The following is a 14,026-nucleotide window of genomic DNA, read 5'->3' on the forward strand; positions in this document are numbered from 1 at the left end:
CCGCCAAGCCGTGATTGCTCGCGCGCAAGATTTATTTTGGCGAACCGCCGCGCGCCTTTCGCTATGAACGCGCGCAATGTCGGGGCTGCGCATCCGCCGCGTTGCCTCCGATCCGTTTTCATCTTCGGCCCGCTTGCCTGGCGAGCGTGCCTGACGGGCGCGGCCGATGCGGTCGCCCGACCCTTGCGAAGGAGTATCGATGCCGCGCGCCCTGACGCACCTGGAACGGCTTGAGGCCGAGAGCATCCATATCATCCGCGAAGTCGTGGCCGAAACCGAAAAGCCGGTGATGCTCTATTCGGTGGGCAAGGACAGCGCGGTGATGCTGCACCTGGCGAAGAAGGCGTTCTATCCCAGCCCGCCGCCGTTCCCGCTGCTGCACGTCGACACCACCTGGAAGTTCCAGGACATGTACGCGCTGCGCGACAAGGCGGCGCGCGATGCGGGCATGGAACTACTGGTCTACCACAACCCCGATGCGGAAGAGCGCGGCATCAACCCGTTCGATCACGGCCCGCTCCACACCGACATGTGGAAGACCGAGGGGCTGAAGCAGGCGCTCGACCTCTACGGCTTCGACGCGGCCTTCGGCGGCGCGCGCCGCGACGAGGAGAAGAGCCGGGCGAAGGAGCGCGTGTTCAGCTTCCGCACCGCGAGCCATGGCTGGGATCCCAAGAACCAGCGCCCGGAGCTGTGGAACCTCTACAACGCGAAGAAGGCGCCGCGCACCCAGAACGGGGGCGAGAGCATCCGCGTCTTCCCGATCAGCAACTGGACCGAGCTCGACATCTGGCAGTATATCCAGCTGAACGCGATCGAGATCGTGCCGCTCTACTTCGCGGCGAAGCGCCCGACGTTCGAATGGCAGGGCCAGCTGCTGATGGCCGATGACATCGACCGGCTGGAACGCGTGCTGGGCCGCCGGCCCGAGATCACCGAGCGCTCGATCCGCTTCCGCACGCTGGGCTGCTTCCCGCTGACCGGCGCGGTGGAGAGCGAGGCGGCGAACCTGTCCGAGGTGATCCAGGAAACGCTGCTCACCACCACCAGCGAGCGGCAGGGCCGCACGATCGACAAGGATGCGGGCGGCGCCGGCATGGAGAAGAAGAAGCAGGAGGGGTACTTCTGATGACCGACACGAAAGACCCCGTCTACCAGACCGACGCGCTGATCGCCGAGGACATCGAGAAGTATCTCGAGACCCACCAGCACAAGACGATGCTGCGCTTCATCACCTGCGGCTCGGTCGACGACGGCAAGTCGACGCTGATCGGCCGGCTGCTTTACGATGCCAAGATGATCTTCGAGGACCAGCTCGAGGCGCTGGAAAGCGACAGCCGGCGCGTCGGCACGCAGGGGCAGGAGATCGACTTCGCGCTGCTGGTCGACGGCCTCGCGGCGGAGCGGGAGCAGGGCATCACCATCGACGTCGCCTACCGCTTCTTCACCACCGAAAAGCGCAAGTTCATCGTCGCCGACACCCCCGGCCACGAACAGTATACCCGCAACATGGTGACCGGCGCGTCGACCGCGGACCTTGCCGTCATCCTGATCGACGCGAGGAAGGGCGTGCTGGTGCAGACCCGGCGGCACAGTTATCTCGCGCATCTCGTCGGCATCAAGAACATCGTGCTGGCGGTGAACAAGATGGACCTCGTCGACTACGACCGGGCCACTTACGACGCGATCGTCGCCGAATACCGCGAGTTCGCGAGGCAGATCGGCATCGCCGACTTCACCGCCATCCCGATCTCTGGCTTCAAGGGCGACAACGTCACCGACCGTTCGGCCCATACCCCGTGGTACGACGGCCCGACGCTGATGGAACATCTCGAGACGGTGGAGGTGTCGGCCGACGACGACCTCGCCAAGCCGTTCCGCATGCCGGTGCAGTGGGTCAACCGGCCTAACCTCGACTTCCGGGGCTTCTCCGGCCTGGTCAGCGGCGGTGCGGTGAAGCCGGGCGATCCGGTGCGTATCGTGCCTTCGGGCAAGACCAGCACGGTCAAGTCCATCGTCACTTTCGACGGCGACGTTGCCGAGGCGCAGGCCGGCCAGTCGGTGACGATCACGCTGGCGGACGAGGTCGACTGTTCGCGCGGGAGCGTCATCGCCGCCGCCGACAGCCCGCCCCAGGTCGCCGACCAGTTCGAGACGACCGTGGTGTGGATGGCGGACGAGCCGCTGCTGCCGGGCCGGTCCTACTGGCTGAAGCTGGCGACGCAGACCGTGTCGGCCAGCCTGCAGCCGCCCAAGTACGCGGTCGACGTCAACACGATGGAGCACCTGGCGGCCAAGACGCTTGACCTCAACGCCATCGGCGTGACCGAACTGGTGACCGACAAGCCGCTGGTTTTCCTGCCCTATCGCGAGGAGGCCAATGAGGGGATGGGGGGAACCCTCAACAAGACGCTGGGCGGCTTCATCCTGATCGACAAGCTGACCAACCAGACGGTCGCGGCAGGGATGATCCACTTCGCGCTGCGCCGGTCGCAGAACGTCCACTGGCAGGCGCTCGACATCACGCGCGAAGCGCGGGCCGATCTCAAGAACCAGAAGCCCAAGGTGCTGTGGTTCACCGGCCTGTCGGGTTCGGGCAAGTCGACGATCGCCAACCTGGTCGAGAAGCGGCTGCACCGGATGAACCGGCATTCCTTCCTGCTCGACGGCGACAACGTGCGCCACGGGCTCAACAAGGACCTCGGCTTCACCGATGCCGACCGGATCGAGAACATCCGCCGCGTCGGCGAAGTGGCGCGGCTGATGACCGATGCCGGCCTCATCGTCGTCACCGCCTTCATCAGCCCATTCCGGGCCGAGCGCGAGATGGTGCGCAGCATGTGCGCCGAGGGCGAGTTCGTCGAGGTGTTCATCGACACGCCGCTGAGCGTGGCCGAGGAGCGCGACGTCAAGGGCCTCTACAAGAAGGCGCGCGAGGGCAACCTCAAGAACTTCACCGGGATCGACAGCCCTTACGAAGCGCCGGAGAACCCGGAGATCCGCATCGACACGACGAAGATGACCGCGGACGAGGCGGCCGACATGATCGTCGAATACGCGCTGGGCTGGTGAGCATGGCGGCAAGCATCATCGCGGACGACGCCGAACTGGCGGCCAGGCTCGCGGAGGCGGCGGGACGCATCGCGGTCGAAGTGCGCGACAGCGGCCTGATCGATGGCAAGGCGCTGGGCAAGGCGGGCGACGCAGTCGCCAACGCTTTCCTGATGCGCGCCATCGCCGAGCAGCGCCCCGAAGACGGGGTGTTGAGCGAGGAGAGCGCCGACACCGAGGAACGGCTGGGCAAGGAGCGGGTCTGGATCATCGATCCGGTCGACGGCACGCGCGAATACGGCGAGCGCCGCTGCGATTGGGCGGTTCACGTCGGGCTGGCCATCGGCGGCAGGCCGGTCATCGGCGCGGTGGCGCTGCCGGGCGTGCCGCAGGTCCTGCGCACCGATCGCGTGCAGCCGCTGCCGCCGGTTCCCGAACGGCTGCGCATGGTGGTCAGCCGCACCCGTCCCGGCGCCGACAGCCAGGCCGTGGCCGAGGCTTTGGGCGCCGAACTGGTGCCGATGGGCAGCGCCGGGGCCAAGGCGATGGCGGTCATCCGGGGGGAGGCGGACATCTACCTCCATTCGGGCGGCCAGTACGAATGGGACAACTGCGCGCCGGCCGCCGTCGCGCTGGCGCACGGCCTCCACGCCAGCCGCATCGACGGATCGCCGATGACCTACAACAACAAGGACGTCTCGCTGCCCGACCTTCTCATCTGCCGCAAGGAACACGCCGAGCGGGTCCTGGCGCTGGTCGCCCAAATCGGCTGAGGCCTCGGCTGAGGCCTCGGCCGAACGCTCGGCTGCGGGCTTTGCGGATTCCCGCTGGCCGGACGCGCGCCGCCACTTTAGGGTCGGCGCCATGCGGGATCATCATATCGGGGTGCTGGCGGTCGTTCTCGCCGGGCTGGCAGGCTTCGTCGACGCGGTGGGCTTTCTCGCCAGCGGCGGCTATTTCGTCTCGTTCATGAGCGGCAACTCCACCCGGCTGGGCGTCGGGTTGGGGGAGGCGCTGGCAGGCGGATCGTCCGCCACCCCCGCCTTGCTGGCCCTCGCGCTCATCGCCGCCTTCGTTTCGGGCACCGTCGTCGCCTCGCTGCTGCGCCGGCGGGTCGGCGAAGCGTCGAAGGAAAGCGCGGTGCTGGGCTTCGTCGCGGGCCTGATGGCGCTGTCCGCCCTGCTCGACGGCCCTGGCGGCGGCGCGTCGCCGCTGCTGCCGCTCGCCGCCGCGATGGGGGCGATGAACCTGGCCTTCGAAGTCGGCGGCGATGTCCGCGTCGGGCTGACCTACATGACCGGCACGCTGGTCAAGCTGGGCCTGCGCCTTGCCGACATGCTCGCGGGCGGGGCGCGGATGGCGTGGCTCCCTTATCTCGTGCTCTGGCTCGGGCTGGTCTGCGGCGGGGTGATCGGGGCCGCGCTGCAGATGCGGATCGGCGGCGGGGCGACGTGGCTGGCGGCGGGGCTGGCCGCGCTGGTCGCCATCGTCGTCGGGCTGGGCCGCAGGCGCAGGGCCGGTTAGCCGCGCTGCGCCGCCGCCCGCGCGGCAAAATCGCGGCGGGTGAGCGGGCGGGCGCGGGCCTCGTCCGCGCAGCTGTCCGGCACCGCGCGCAGGCAGGCGGTGCCCGCGCCGAGGACATGGCGCAGCTTTTCGAACCGGGTGGTGAAGGCGCGGTGGTCCCAGCCGTGGATGCCGGCATCCTCCACCTTGCGCGCGATGGCGCCGTAGATGCCGGTCGCGGCGAGGATCGCCCAGCGCGAGCGCAGCGGCAGCCGCGCCGCACCGATCCGCGCGCTGCTCTCGTAGGCGTGCGCCAATACGCAGGCGTCGTGGACCATGGCGACGAGCTCGGCGCGGTAAACGGGCTTCATGTGCTGGCCGGGCGGGATGTCGGCCTCGACCAGCCATTCGAGCGGCAGGTAGCAACGGCCCGCGGCATCGTCCTCCCACACGTCGCGCACGATGTTGGCAAGCTGGAACGCGATGCCGAGATCGCAGGCCCGGTCGAGCGTGTCGCCGGCAAGCGGGTCGGCATCCTCGTCCGGCACGCCCATCACCTTGGCCATCATCACCCCCACCGCGCCGGCGACGTGGTAGCAGTACTGCAGCATGTCGGCCTGGGTCCGGGGGCGCCAGTCGTCGGCGTCGAGCGCGAAGCCCGCGACGACATCGTCGCACATCGCCGCGGTCAGCCCGCATTCGCGCGCCACTACGCCCAGCCCGTCGAAGGAAAGGTCGCCGGTCGGCTCGCCCGCCAACGCAAGGGCGGTGCGTTCCCGGATAGTCGCCAGCCGCGCCGCGGCGTCGGCCTGGTCGCCGAGGCTGCCGCCCATGTCCTGCGCATCGGCAAGATCGTCCGCCGCGCGGCACCAGCCGTAGAGCAGCCAGACCCTCTCGCGCGTTGCCCGGTCGAACAGCAGGGATGCGGCGGCAAAGCTCTTCGACCCGCGGGCGATGACGCCGCGGGCGTGGGCGACCAGGTCCTGGCGGTCGGCCAGTGCGAGCCGCGTGCCGGGAAGAACGGTTCGGTCCGAAAGCGCCGCGCGGCTGTCAGCCACGCACGATGTCCTGCACCATGATCCGCGCCGTCGCCTTGGCCGAACCGACGACGCCGGGAATGCCCGCGCCCGGATGCGTCCCCGCGCCGACGAAGTAGAGGTTGCCGATCTCGTCGTCGCGGTTGTGCGCGCGGAAATAGGCGCTCTGCGTCAGGACCGGCTCGAGGCTGAAGGCCGAGCCCATGTGCGCCGAAAGGTCGGTGCCGAAATCGGCGGGTGTGTAGTGGAACTTGGTGACGATGCGGTCGTGGATGTCGGGGATCAGGCGGCGGCCCACCTCGTCCAGCACCCGCTTTTCGAGCAGCGGGCCGACCTGGTCCCAGTCCACCGCCAGCTTGCCCATGTGGGCGACCGGCACGAGCGCGTAGAACGTGCTCATCCCTTCGGGCGCCATGGCCGGGTCGCTGACGCTGGGATGGTGCAGGTAGATCGAGAAGTCCTTGGGCAGCACGCCCGACTTGTAGATGTCGTCGAGCAGTCCCTTGTAGCGGGGGCCGAACAGGATCATGTGGTGCGGGATGCCCGGCCAGGCACCCTCCACCCCGAAATGGACGACGAAGAGGCTGGGGCTCCACCGCTTTCTCGCCAGCGACTTCGCCATCGCCGGACCGCGCCGGTTGCCGGCGAGAAGGTCGCGGTAGGAATGCATCAAGTCGGCGTTGGTCGCGACCGCGTCGAACTTGCCCGACCAGCCCGACTGCGTCGTCACCCCGGTCGCCCGGTTGCCCACGGTGTCGATCCGCGCCACCGGATCGGCCAGCCGCACCGCGCCGCCCAGCCGTTCGAAATGGGTGACCATCGCGGCGATCAGCCGGTTGGTGCCGCCCTTGGCCCACCACACGCCGCCGTCCTTCTCCAGCTTGTGGATCAGGGCGTAGATCGAGCTCGTCGTCATCGGGTTGCCGCCGACCAGCAGGGTGTGGAACGACAGCGCCTCGCGCAGCTTGGGGTTCTTCACGTATTTCGACACGATCGAATAGACGCTGCGCCAGGCCTGGTACTTGGCCAGCGCCGGCGCGGCCTTGATCATCGAGGAGAAGCTGAGAAAGGGCACGTGACCCAGCTTGAGGTAGCCTTCCTCGTAGACCCCTTCCGAATAGCGCGAGAACTCCTCGTACCCGGCGACATCCTCCGGGTTCAGCTTGTGGATCTCGGCGGCGAGCTTGGCCATGTCGTTCGAATAGTCGAAGGTCGTGCCGTCGTCCCACTGCAGCCGGTAGAACGGCGTCACCGGAACCAGCTCGATGTCCTTCGCCATGTCGTGGCCCGACAGGTTCCACAACTCGCGCAGGCAGTCGGGGTCGGTCACCACCGTCGGCCCCGCGTCGAAGGTGAAGCCGTCCCTTTCCCAGACGTAGGCGCGGCCGCCCGGCTTGTCGCGCGCCTCGATCAGCGTGGTCTGGATGCCGGCGGACTGCAGGCGGATCGCCAGCGCCAGCCCGCCGAAGCCCGCGCCGATGACGGCGGCGGTGCGGCCGGTCGGTTCCACCGCCCGTTCGCCAGCCGGCGGGGCAACCGGAACGGGGACGGTCGGTTGGTCGGTCATGGCATTCCTTCGGTCGCTGGGGGTGCGGTGAGGGGGTGGGGCGGGGCAACGGGACGGGTCAGCCGGCCGGGCGCGCCGATGCCGGCGAGCACCAGCGCCGCGCGGCCCATCGGCACGGGCGGCTTGCCGGTCAATACCCGGGCCCAGTCAGCCAGCGTGCTGGCACCGGCATAGAAACGCTCGATGAGGATACCGTCCAGTCCGTAGAACCGTTGCAGTACGCGGTAGCGCTGGTCCGGTTCCGCGGCGCGGAACAGCATGCGCGCCAGCAGGCGATAGAACAGCCCCCGGCGCCAGTGCCGCCGCCCGTAGGCGCGCGACCAGGCGAGCACGCTGCGATGGTCGATCCGGGGGAGGGCAGCGAGCGCGGACGCGTAACGCACCGCGTCGGGGAGCGAATAGCTGGTCAGCGGCTGGAACAGGCCCGCGCGCACGCCCGCCTGCGCGACCTCGCCGCCCTCGGCCTGGAACGCGGCGAAGTTGGCGTCGGTGACGACCGGCAGCACGCCGCTCTCGAACCGGCCCAGCGTGCCGCGCCAGCCGCGCGCGGCGGCATAATCGGTGATCCGCGCGGTCAGCGCCGCGACGTCGAGATCGGGGGTGTCGCTGTAATAGGTGTCCTCGATGAAGACCTCTGTCGGCGAGAACGGCAGGCAGTAGACGAAGCGATAGCCGTCGATCTGGTCGACCGTCGCGTCCATGACGACGGGCCGTTCCAGCCCGTGCGGCGCCTCGCATTCCAGCATCGCGCCGACGAACTTCTGCCACCCGCCCGACAGCCGCGTCAGCCGCTCGCCATCCAGCCCGCGCGCGTCGATCACCGTGCCCGCCGCGATCCGCGCGCCGTCGGCCAGCGTCAGCCCCGCCGGATCGAGCGAGGCGACCGCGCGCCCGGTAAACAGGGCATCGGCCGGCAAGGCGGCGCGCACCGCGGCGTCGAGCCGCTCGCTCGTCACGCTGCGATAGGAGGTCGGCAGCGTGCGTTCGAGCGCGGGGAACAGAACGTCGTAGCCATTGTCCCAGCGCGCGATGCACAGCGGATCGACAAGGGCGCGGTCGGCATCGGCGATGTCGGTCGCGAAAAAGGACCAGACGTGGTTGCCGCCCACGCTCTCGCCCTTGTCGACAAGGGCGACGGAAAGGTCGGGGCGGCGGGCGCGAAGAGTCAGCGCGATCAGCGACCCGGCCAGCCCTGCGCCTGCTATCGCGATGTCGAAGCGGCCCTGCATCGCCGCCTGCTCGCACGGACAGCCGCGCCTTGCAAGCGGGGTCTGGTCCGCACCGGGGATCGGATCACGGTGCTGCGCTGCGGAACAGGCGCAGCGACGGCGCGTTCAGGGGGAAACGATTTCCAGGAATACGATTTTGAAGAACCTTGCTCACGCAGGTGCCTGCGCCGCACTCGCGCAGCCCTGGCCCTCCTCGCTCTCGCGCATCGCGGGCGCATTCGTTCTTGCCGTGGGTCTTTTCGTCGCGGCCCCGGCCATGGCCGAAACCGCCGCAGCCGCGGATTCCGGCCCGGCGCTGGCCAGCGCGGGGGGCAACGCGGGCCCGGTCCTGACCGGGGCCGCCGCCGCCTTCGACACCCGGCTCACCGAGTTTCCCGATATCCCGAGCGCGGAAATCGACAGCGTCTTCGAAGGCGATTACGTGATCGTCGCGCTGGGCGCGGGCTACCTGCCCGATTACGACGGGTCTGACGATTACGGCACCCAGTTCGGCGGGGTCGTGCGCGGATCGGTGGGCGGCATCGGCTTCGCCACTCGTGGGCTCGGCATAGAGCTCGACCTCATTCCCAATCTTCCGGGCAACATCGAACTCTCGTTCGGCCCCGACGTGCGCTATCGCACAACGCGCAGCGGATCGGTGGACGACGAGGTGGTGAACCTGCTTCCCCGGCTCGACAAGACTGTGGAGGCCGGCTTCGGCGCAGGGATCTCGTTCAAGAAGCTGCTGACCCCGGCGGATTCGCTCTCGTTCAACACCGGCACCCGCTGGGACGTATCGGGCAACGGTGCGGGGCGCACGACCTCGCTTTCCGTCTCCTATTTCACGGCGCTCTCGACCGGCATGGGCGGCGGCGTATCGGTCGGCACGACCTGGGTCGATGGCGACCATGCCGATTACTACTACGGCATCACGCCCGAAGGCAGCGCGGCGACGGGTGGGCTGCTCCCTGCCTACGACGCGCGCGGCGGGCGCAAGGACACCAATGCCAAGCTCTACTACGGCTTCGACCTCGACGGCGATTTCCGCAATGGCGGCTTCGGCATCGGCGCGGCGCTGACCTATGAACGCCTGCGCGGCAGCGCGGCGGAAACCCCGCTCACCGCGATGCGCGGCGACCGCAACCAGTACGGCGGCTTCGTCGCTGTGGGCTACGCGTTCTGAGGAGCGGTCGGACGGAGTGTGGCGACCGGGGGCCGTAATAGCGTTTGCCGTTTGCTGCCTGTCGCGGCTAGTCGGATGGCATGACGAAGCGCGACTGGATAGCTGCCGCACTGATCGCAGGTTTCGCTTTTCTTATCCGCAGCGCAACCTTTGGCAATCCGACGCTCGAGCCTGACGAGAGTTTCTACATGCTCGTCGGCATCAAGATGCATGACGGGCTACTGCCCTACATCGATATCTACGATCGAAAACCCTTCGGTCTTTTTCTGATCTACTATCTGATTGCGTTTATCAGTCACGATCCGGCCGCTTACCAAGTCGTTGCTACCCTTTTTGCCGCGACGACAGGTTTCGTGATCTATGCGTTCTCGCGAAGCGCTGGAGGCATCGCTGCGGGCTGCTTGTATCTTGCCGGTCTTGCTCTGTTGTTTGGCAATGGTGGTCAGGCACCCGTTTTCTACAACCTTTTGGTCGCGGCTGCAGGCTGGCTAATTTTCTTTAACCGCAAGGTCGGCTTGGCCATGATCTTGTGCGGTGCAGCTATAACCATAAAGCACAGCGCTGTTTTCGAAGCGATCTTTCTGGGCCTTTACGCCATGCGTAACAGGCCCTTACGCGATGCGGTGAAGTTCGTGGCTTTGGGCTGCTTTCCCTTTGCGCTCACCGCCCTACCTTTTCTGAGCCATTTCGATCGCTTCTGGGCATGCGTATTCCTCGCTCCGATAGACAATGAAGCGAAGTCGGCGGTGCTCATCGCGAAGCGGCTGATCGAAGCGTTTCCGGTTGTCTTTGCGGGCCTCGCCGGGCTTGCATTATCGCGTCACCGTCTTTTCTTGAGCGGCTGGTTGCTCGCGACAGCGCTCAGTTTCGTTGCGGTGCCGAATTTCTATCCACATTACCTTTTGCCGATGCTGGTTCCCCTAAGCATCGCTTCGGCAAGGCTTGGTTTTGGTACCATACCGTTTGTTCTGCTCGCCGTTTGGATGCATTGGCCCTTCGATTTCGAACGAACGAAGCAGGCGAGGGCGGAGTTTGCTCGGCTCGACAAAGCTCTTTCGAACTATCCGGGTCGCCTCGCCGTGAATACCGGACCAGTTCTGCTCTATCGCAACCGCTCCATGCCCTATGATGTCTGGCATCCCCAAGGTGATGTCATTGTCGATCGGTGCGACCGCGCCGATTTTCTTTACATGATGAGGCAAAGCGCGATCGGAGTCTGTATCTTCGCCAATGCGCCGCCTGCTGCGGATGCTGTTTCACCGTAACTCTCGGCTGGACGGTTTTCGCATACGTGCTAAGTGTAACCGCAACCCCGGGGAGCCTGCTTCAAGGCTGAGAGGGCTGGGTAGCGCCAGTCGACCCGTCGAACCTGAACCCGTTAATCCGGGCGGAGGGAAGGGAGGCGCGCCTGGCCGGATCACGCGCGCGGTCCCTCTCCCAAGGCTCCGATGCAGACCGAGAGAGACCTGTCATGGCCGATATCAATTCCAAGCTGGAAATCGGGGTCACCACCGGCCCGATCCGCGGATCGCGCAAGATCTACGTCGGCCCCCGCCGGGTCGCCATGCGCGAGATCAGCCTCGAACCGTCGAGCGGCGAGGCGCCGGTGCGGGTCTACGACACCAGCGGGCCCTATACCGACCCCGACGCGCAGATCGACATCGCCGCCGGCCTTCCCGCCGTGCGCCGCGACTGGATCGTAGACCGCGGCGATGTGGAGGAATACGACGCCCGCATGGTCCGCCCCGAGGATAACGGCCAGCTCGGCCCCGACCGCAGCGGCGGCGTGCCCGCATTCCCCAACGTCGTGAAGCGCCCGCTGCGCGCCAAGGCGGGGATGAACGTATCCCAGATGCACTACGCGCGCCGCGGCATCATCACCCCCGAAATGGAATACGTGGCCGAGCGGGAGAACCTGGGCCGCGAGATGGTCCGCGATCATGTCCGCGACGGGCAGTCGTGGGGCGCGGAGATCCCCGAATACGTCACCCCCGAATTCGTCCGCAGCGAAGTGGCGCGCGGCCGCGCCATCATCCCGTCGAACATCAACCACCCCGAATCCGAACCGATGGCCATCGGTCGCAACTTCCTGGTCAAGATCAACGCCAACATCGGCAACAGCGCCGTCGCGTCGGACGTGGCGAGCGAGGTCGACAAGATGGTCTGGTCGATCCGCTGGGGCGCGGACACCGTGATGGACCTGTCGACGGGCCGCAACATCCACGACACCCGCGAATGGATCCTGCGCAACAGCCCCGTGCCGATCGGCACCGTCCCCATCTACCAGGCGTTGGAAAAGGTCGGCGGCATCGCCGAGGAACTGACCTGGGAAGTCTTCCGCGACACGCTGATCGAACAGGCTGAGCAGGGCGTCGACTACTTCACCATCCACGCGGGCGTGCGCCTGCCCTACGTGCCGCTCGCCGCCAAGCGCGTCACCGGCATCGTGTCGCGCGGCGGGTCGATCATGGCGAAGTGGTGCCTTGCCCACCACAAGGAGAGCTTCCTTTACGAGCACTTCGACGAGATCACCGAGATCATGAAGGCCTACGACATCGCCTACTCGCTGGGCGATGGCCTGCGCCCCGGCTCGATCGCCGACGCGAACGACGAGGCGCAGTTTGCCGAGCTCTACACGCTGGGCGAACTCACCAAGCGCGCCTGGGAACAGGACGTTCAGGTCATGATCGAAGGCCCCGGCCACGTGCCGATGCACAAGATCAAGGAGAACATGGAAAAGCAGCTCGAGGCTTGCGGCGAAGCGCCGTTCTACACCCTCGGGCCGCTCGTCACCGACATCGCGCCGGGGTACGACCATATCACCAGCGGCATCGGCGCGGCGCAGATCGGCTGGTACGGCACGGCGATGCTCTGCTACGTCACGCCCAAGGAACACCTCGGCCTGCCCGACCGTGACGATGTGAAGGTCGGCGTGGTCACCTACAAGCTGGCCGCCCACGCGGCGGACCTGGCCAAGGGGCACCCGGCGGCGCAAGTGCGCGACGATGCCCTGTCGCGCGCGCGGTTCGAGTTCCGCTGGCGCGACCAGTTCAACCTCAGCCTCGATCCCGACACGGCGGAACAGTACCACGACCAGACCCTGCCCGCCGAAGGGGCGAAGACCGCCCACTTCTGCTCGATGTGCGGGCCTAAGTTCTGCTCGATGAAGATTAGCCAGGAAGTCCGCGAATTCGCCGCCAAGCAAAACCAGCCCAGCGACCAGTTCCTTGCGTCGGTTGGCGCCGCAGAGGACGCGGAAAAGGGGATGGAGGAGATGAGCCGGGTGTTCAAGGAAACCGGCTCAGAGCTGTACATGGGGGCTGGCGATCGCGAGCACGACTGATCGCTCGGCCTGAGAAATGACGGAACCGGGCGAGGGCGTGCGGGGTTGATCGGGCATGACCCGACACCCCGGCGCTCTAGCCCTTTTCGCAACCCTTGCGCTCCCCGCCTGCGGTGCGCCTGCGCCGGATAGCGACGACCCGATCACGCCTGATCCGCCTGTTGCCACGGCATCGGCCAACCCCGCCGCCAGCGCATCGCCCCCCTCGTCGGTGCCCGGCAAGTGGAACATGGTATCGAGCGGCGAAGGCGACGGCCTGTTTTTCGGCGTGGTCGAGGGGGAGCCGGCCAAGGTCCACCTGTTCTGTCCCAACGGCGCCGCTCCCAGAGAGGGGCTGCTAGTCAACGTCAACGCGTTCACGCCAGTGGGCAGCGAGGAACGCATGAGCTTCGGCTCGGGCGGCACCGTCGTCACGCTCGTCGCCGATCCCTCGGGCGATGCGCGGCGCGGCGGCGTCAGCGTCACCGGCCCGGTCCCCGCCGAACTCCGCTGTCACCCTGATCGCCCGATCGGCGGAAACCGCCGCGCCCTTCGCGGGTTGTTCGGCCCATGAAGACATTGCTGGCCGCAACGGCGCTCGCCCTGACCCTCTCCGCCTGTTCGGCCCCGACGCCGACGGACGAAGCCGCTCCCACTGCCGAGGCAAGCGAAACCGCCGCCCCGGCCGCCCCCGCCGCCACGGCGACGGAAGCGAGCCTCGACCGGACGATGACCCTCGAAGGCCTGGGCCCGCTGAAGATCGGCCAGCCGGTTCCCGCCGGCAGCGGCTGGACGAAGCCCGACATGCAGGCCTCCGACGCCTGCCTGATCTACAAGTCCGATGCCTATCCGGGCGTCTACGCCATAGTCGAAAACGGCGCGGTCCGCCGCATCACCGCCGGGCAGGGATCGGACGTGACATTCGTCGAAGGCATCGGCGTCGGCGCCACCCGCGCCCAGGTCGACGGCAGCTTCCCCGGCTTTCGCGAAACCCCGCACAAGTATGTCGAAGGCGGAGTGGACCTGACCGCGCCGAACGCCGCGAGCGGCGACGCTGCGGTGCGCTTCGAACTCGACGGCGCGGGCAAGGTGACCGACATGCACGTCGGCACCGCACCGGTGCTCGGCTACGTCGAAGGCTGCGCCTGATTGGGC

General features: G+C 67.4%; 12 protein-coding genes and 1 riboswitch. Of the genes, 9 read left to right on the plus strand and 3 right to left on the minus strand.

What is annotated here, in order from left to right; all coding sequences use genetic code 11:
• Positions 1–199 precede the first annotated feature (199 nt).
• From cysD to J2X37_RS02700, 4 genes are all read left to right on the plus strand, one after another.
• The gene (gene cysD, locus J2X37_RS02685; RefSeq protein WP_310017422.1) at positions 200–1,129 is read left to right on the plus strand and encodes a sulfate adenylyltransferase subunit CysD; all 930 of its coding nucleotides are present in this window, start codon (positions 200–202) and stop codon (positions 1,127–1,129) included.
• A complete protein-coding gene (cysN, locus tag J2X37_RS02690; protein WP_310017426.1) occupies positions 1,129–3,072 on the plus strand; it encodes a sulfate adenylyltransferase subunit CysN in 1,944 nt (647 codons plus the stop codon). Before cysD ends, cysN begins: the two co-directional genes overlap by 1 nt.
• 2 nt (positions 3,073–3,074) lie before the next feature.
• Positions 3,075–3,824, plus strand: a complete 750-nt coding sequence (locus J2X37_RS02695) for a 3'(2'),5'-bisphosphate nucleotidase CysQ (protein WP_310017429.1) — start codon at positions 3,075–3,077, stop codon at positions 3,822–3,824.
• Positions 3,825–3,915: 91 nt separating this feature from the next.
• Entirely contained in the window at positions 3,916–4,575 is a 660-nt protein-coding gene (locus J2X37_RS02700; RefSeq protein ID WP_310017431.1) for a DUF1275 family protein, read from the plus strand.
• On the opposite strand, the gene J2X37_RS02705 is transcribed toward J2X37_RS02700, so the two are convergent.
• From J2X37_RS02705 to crtY, 3 genes are read right to left on the minus strand one after another with little or no spacing between them, the layout of a single operon-like run.
• A complete protein-coding gene (locus J2X37_RS02705) occupies positions 4,572–5,552 on the minus strand; it encodes a phytoene/squalene synthase family protein (RefSeq protein ID WP_310018057.1) in 981 nt (326 codons plus the stop codon). The genes J2X37_RS02700 and J2X37_RS02705 overlap by 4 nt on opposite strands.
• Positions 5,553–5,604: 52 nt before the next feature.
• A complete protein-coding gene (locus J2X37_RS02710; RefSeq protein WP_310017434.1) occupies positions 5,605–7,158 on the minus strand; it encodes a phytoene desaturase in 1,554 nt (517 codons plus the stop codon).
• A complete protein-coding gene (gene crtY / locus J2X37_RS02715) occupies positions 7,155–8,387 on the minus strand; it encodes a lycopene beta-cyclase CrtY (RefSeq protein WP_310017438.1) in 1,233 nt (410 codons plus the stop codon). Before crtY ends, J2X37_RS02710 begins: the two co-directional genes overlap by 4 nt.
• A gap of 136 nt (positions 8,388–8,523) precedes the next feature.
• Here crtY and J2X37_RS02720 point away from each other — a divergent pair, with 136 nt between their 5' ends.
• The 5 genes from J2X37_RS02720 to J2X37_RS02740 all read left to right on the plus strand — a co-directional run bounded on the left by J2X37_RS02720 (position 8,524) and on the right by J2X37_RS02740 (position 14,020).
• Entirely contained in the window at positions 8,524–9,549 is a 1,026-nt protein-coding gene (locus J2X37_RS02720; RefSeq protein WP_310017440.1) for a MipA/OmpV family protein, read from the plus strand.
• Between the two features lie 80 nt (positions 9,550–9,629).
• Entirely contained in the window at positions 9,630–10,814 is a 1,185-nt protein-coding gene (locus J2X37_RS02725) for a hypothetical protein (RefSeq protein ID WP_310017443.1), read from the plus strand.
• 38 nt (positions 10,815–10,852) lie between these two features.
• Positions 10,853–10,962: riboswitch (TPP riboswitch) on the plus strand.
• A gap of 58 nt (positions 10,963–11,020) precedes the next feature.
• Positions 11,021–12,892, plus strand: coding sequence for a phosphomethylpyrimidine synthase ThiC (gene thiC / locus J2X37_RS02730; protein WP_310017445.1), 1,872 nt, complete (start codon positions 11,021–11,023; stop codon positions 12,890–12,892).
• Positions 12,893–12,947: 55 nt separating this feature from the next.
• Complete coding sequence (locus J2X37_RS02735) at positions 12,948–13,445, plus strand: hypothetical protein (protein ID WP_310017447.1); 498 nt, start codon at positions 12,948–12,950, stop codon at positions 13,443–13,445.
• Positions 13,442–14,020, plus strand: coding sequence for a hypothetical protein (locus J2X37_RS02740; protein ID WP_310017449.1), 579 nt, complete (start codon positions 13,442–13,444; stop codon positions 14,018–14,020). The genes J2X37_RS02735 and J2X37_RS02740 overlap by 4 nt, the downstream gene beginning before the upstream one ends.
• Positions 14,021–14,026 lie beyond the last annotated feature (6 nt).

The sequence above is a fragment of the Croceicoccus sp. BE223 genome (genome assembly GCF_031457155.1).
In the GTDB taxonomy this organism is placed as follows: domain Bacteria; phylum Pseudomonadota; class Alphaproteobacteria; order Sphingomonadales; family Sphingomonadaceae; genus Croceicoccus.

Excerpts from the sequence above, each read along its gene's own strand:
- J2X37_RS02725 (WP_310017443.1), top strand. The coding sequence starts at position 9,630 with ATGACGAAGCGCGACTGGATAGCTGCCGCACTGATCGCAGGTTTCGCT.
- cysN (WP_310017426.1), top strand. The coding sequence starts at position 1,129 with ATGACCGACACGAAAGACCCCGTCTACCAGACCGACGCGCTGATCGCC.
- J2X37_RS02695 (WP_310017429.1), top strand. The coding sequence starts at position 3,075 with ATGGCGGCAAGCATCATCGCGGACGACGCCGAACTGGCGGCCAGGCTC.
- cysD (WP_310017422.1), top strand. The coding sequence starts at position 200 with ATGCCGCGCGCCCTGACGCACCTGGAACGGCTTGAGGCCGAGAGCATC.
- thiC (WP_310017445.1), top strand. The coding sequence starts at position 11,021 with ATGGCCGATATCAATTCCAAGCTGGAAATCGGGGTCACCACCGGCCCG.
- J2X37_RS02710 (WP_310017434.1), bottom strand. The coding sequence starts at position 7,158 with ATGACCGACCAACCGACCGTCCCCGTTCCGGTTGCCCCGCCGGCTGGC.
- J2X37_RS02740 (WP_310017449.1), top strand. The coding sequence starts at position 13,442 with ATGAAGACATTGCTGGCCGCAACGGCGCTCGCCCTGACCCTCTCCGCC.
- crtY (WP_310017438.1), bottom strand. The coding sequence starts at position 8,387 with ATGCAGGGCCGCTTCGACATCGCGATAGCAGGCGCAGGGCTGGCCGGG.
- J2X37_RS02700 (WP_310017431.1), top strand. The coding sequence starts at position 3,916 with ATGCGGGATCATCATATCGGGGTGCTGGCGGTCGTTCTCGCCGGGCTG.
- J2X37_RS02735 (WP_310017447.1), top strand. The coding sequence starts at position 12,948 with ATGACCCGACACCCCGGCGCTCTAGCCCTTTTCGCAACCCTTGCGCTC.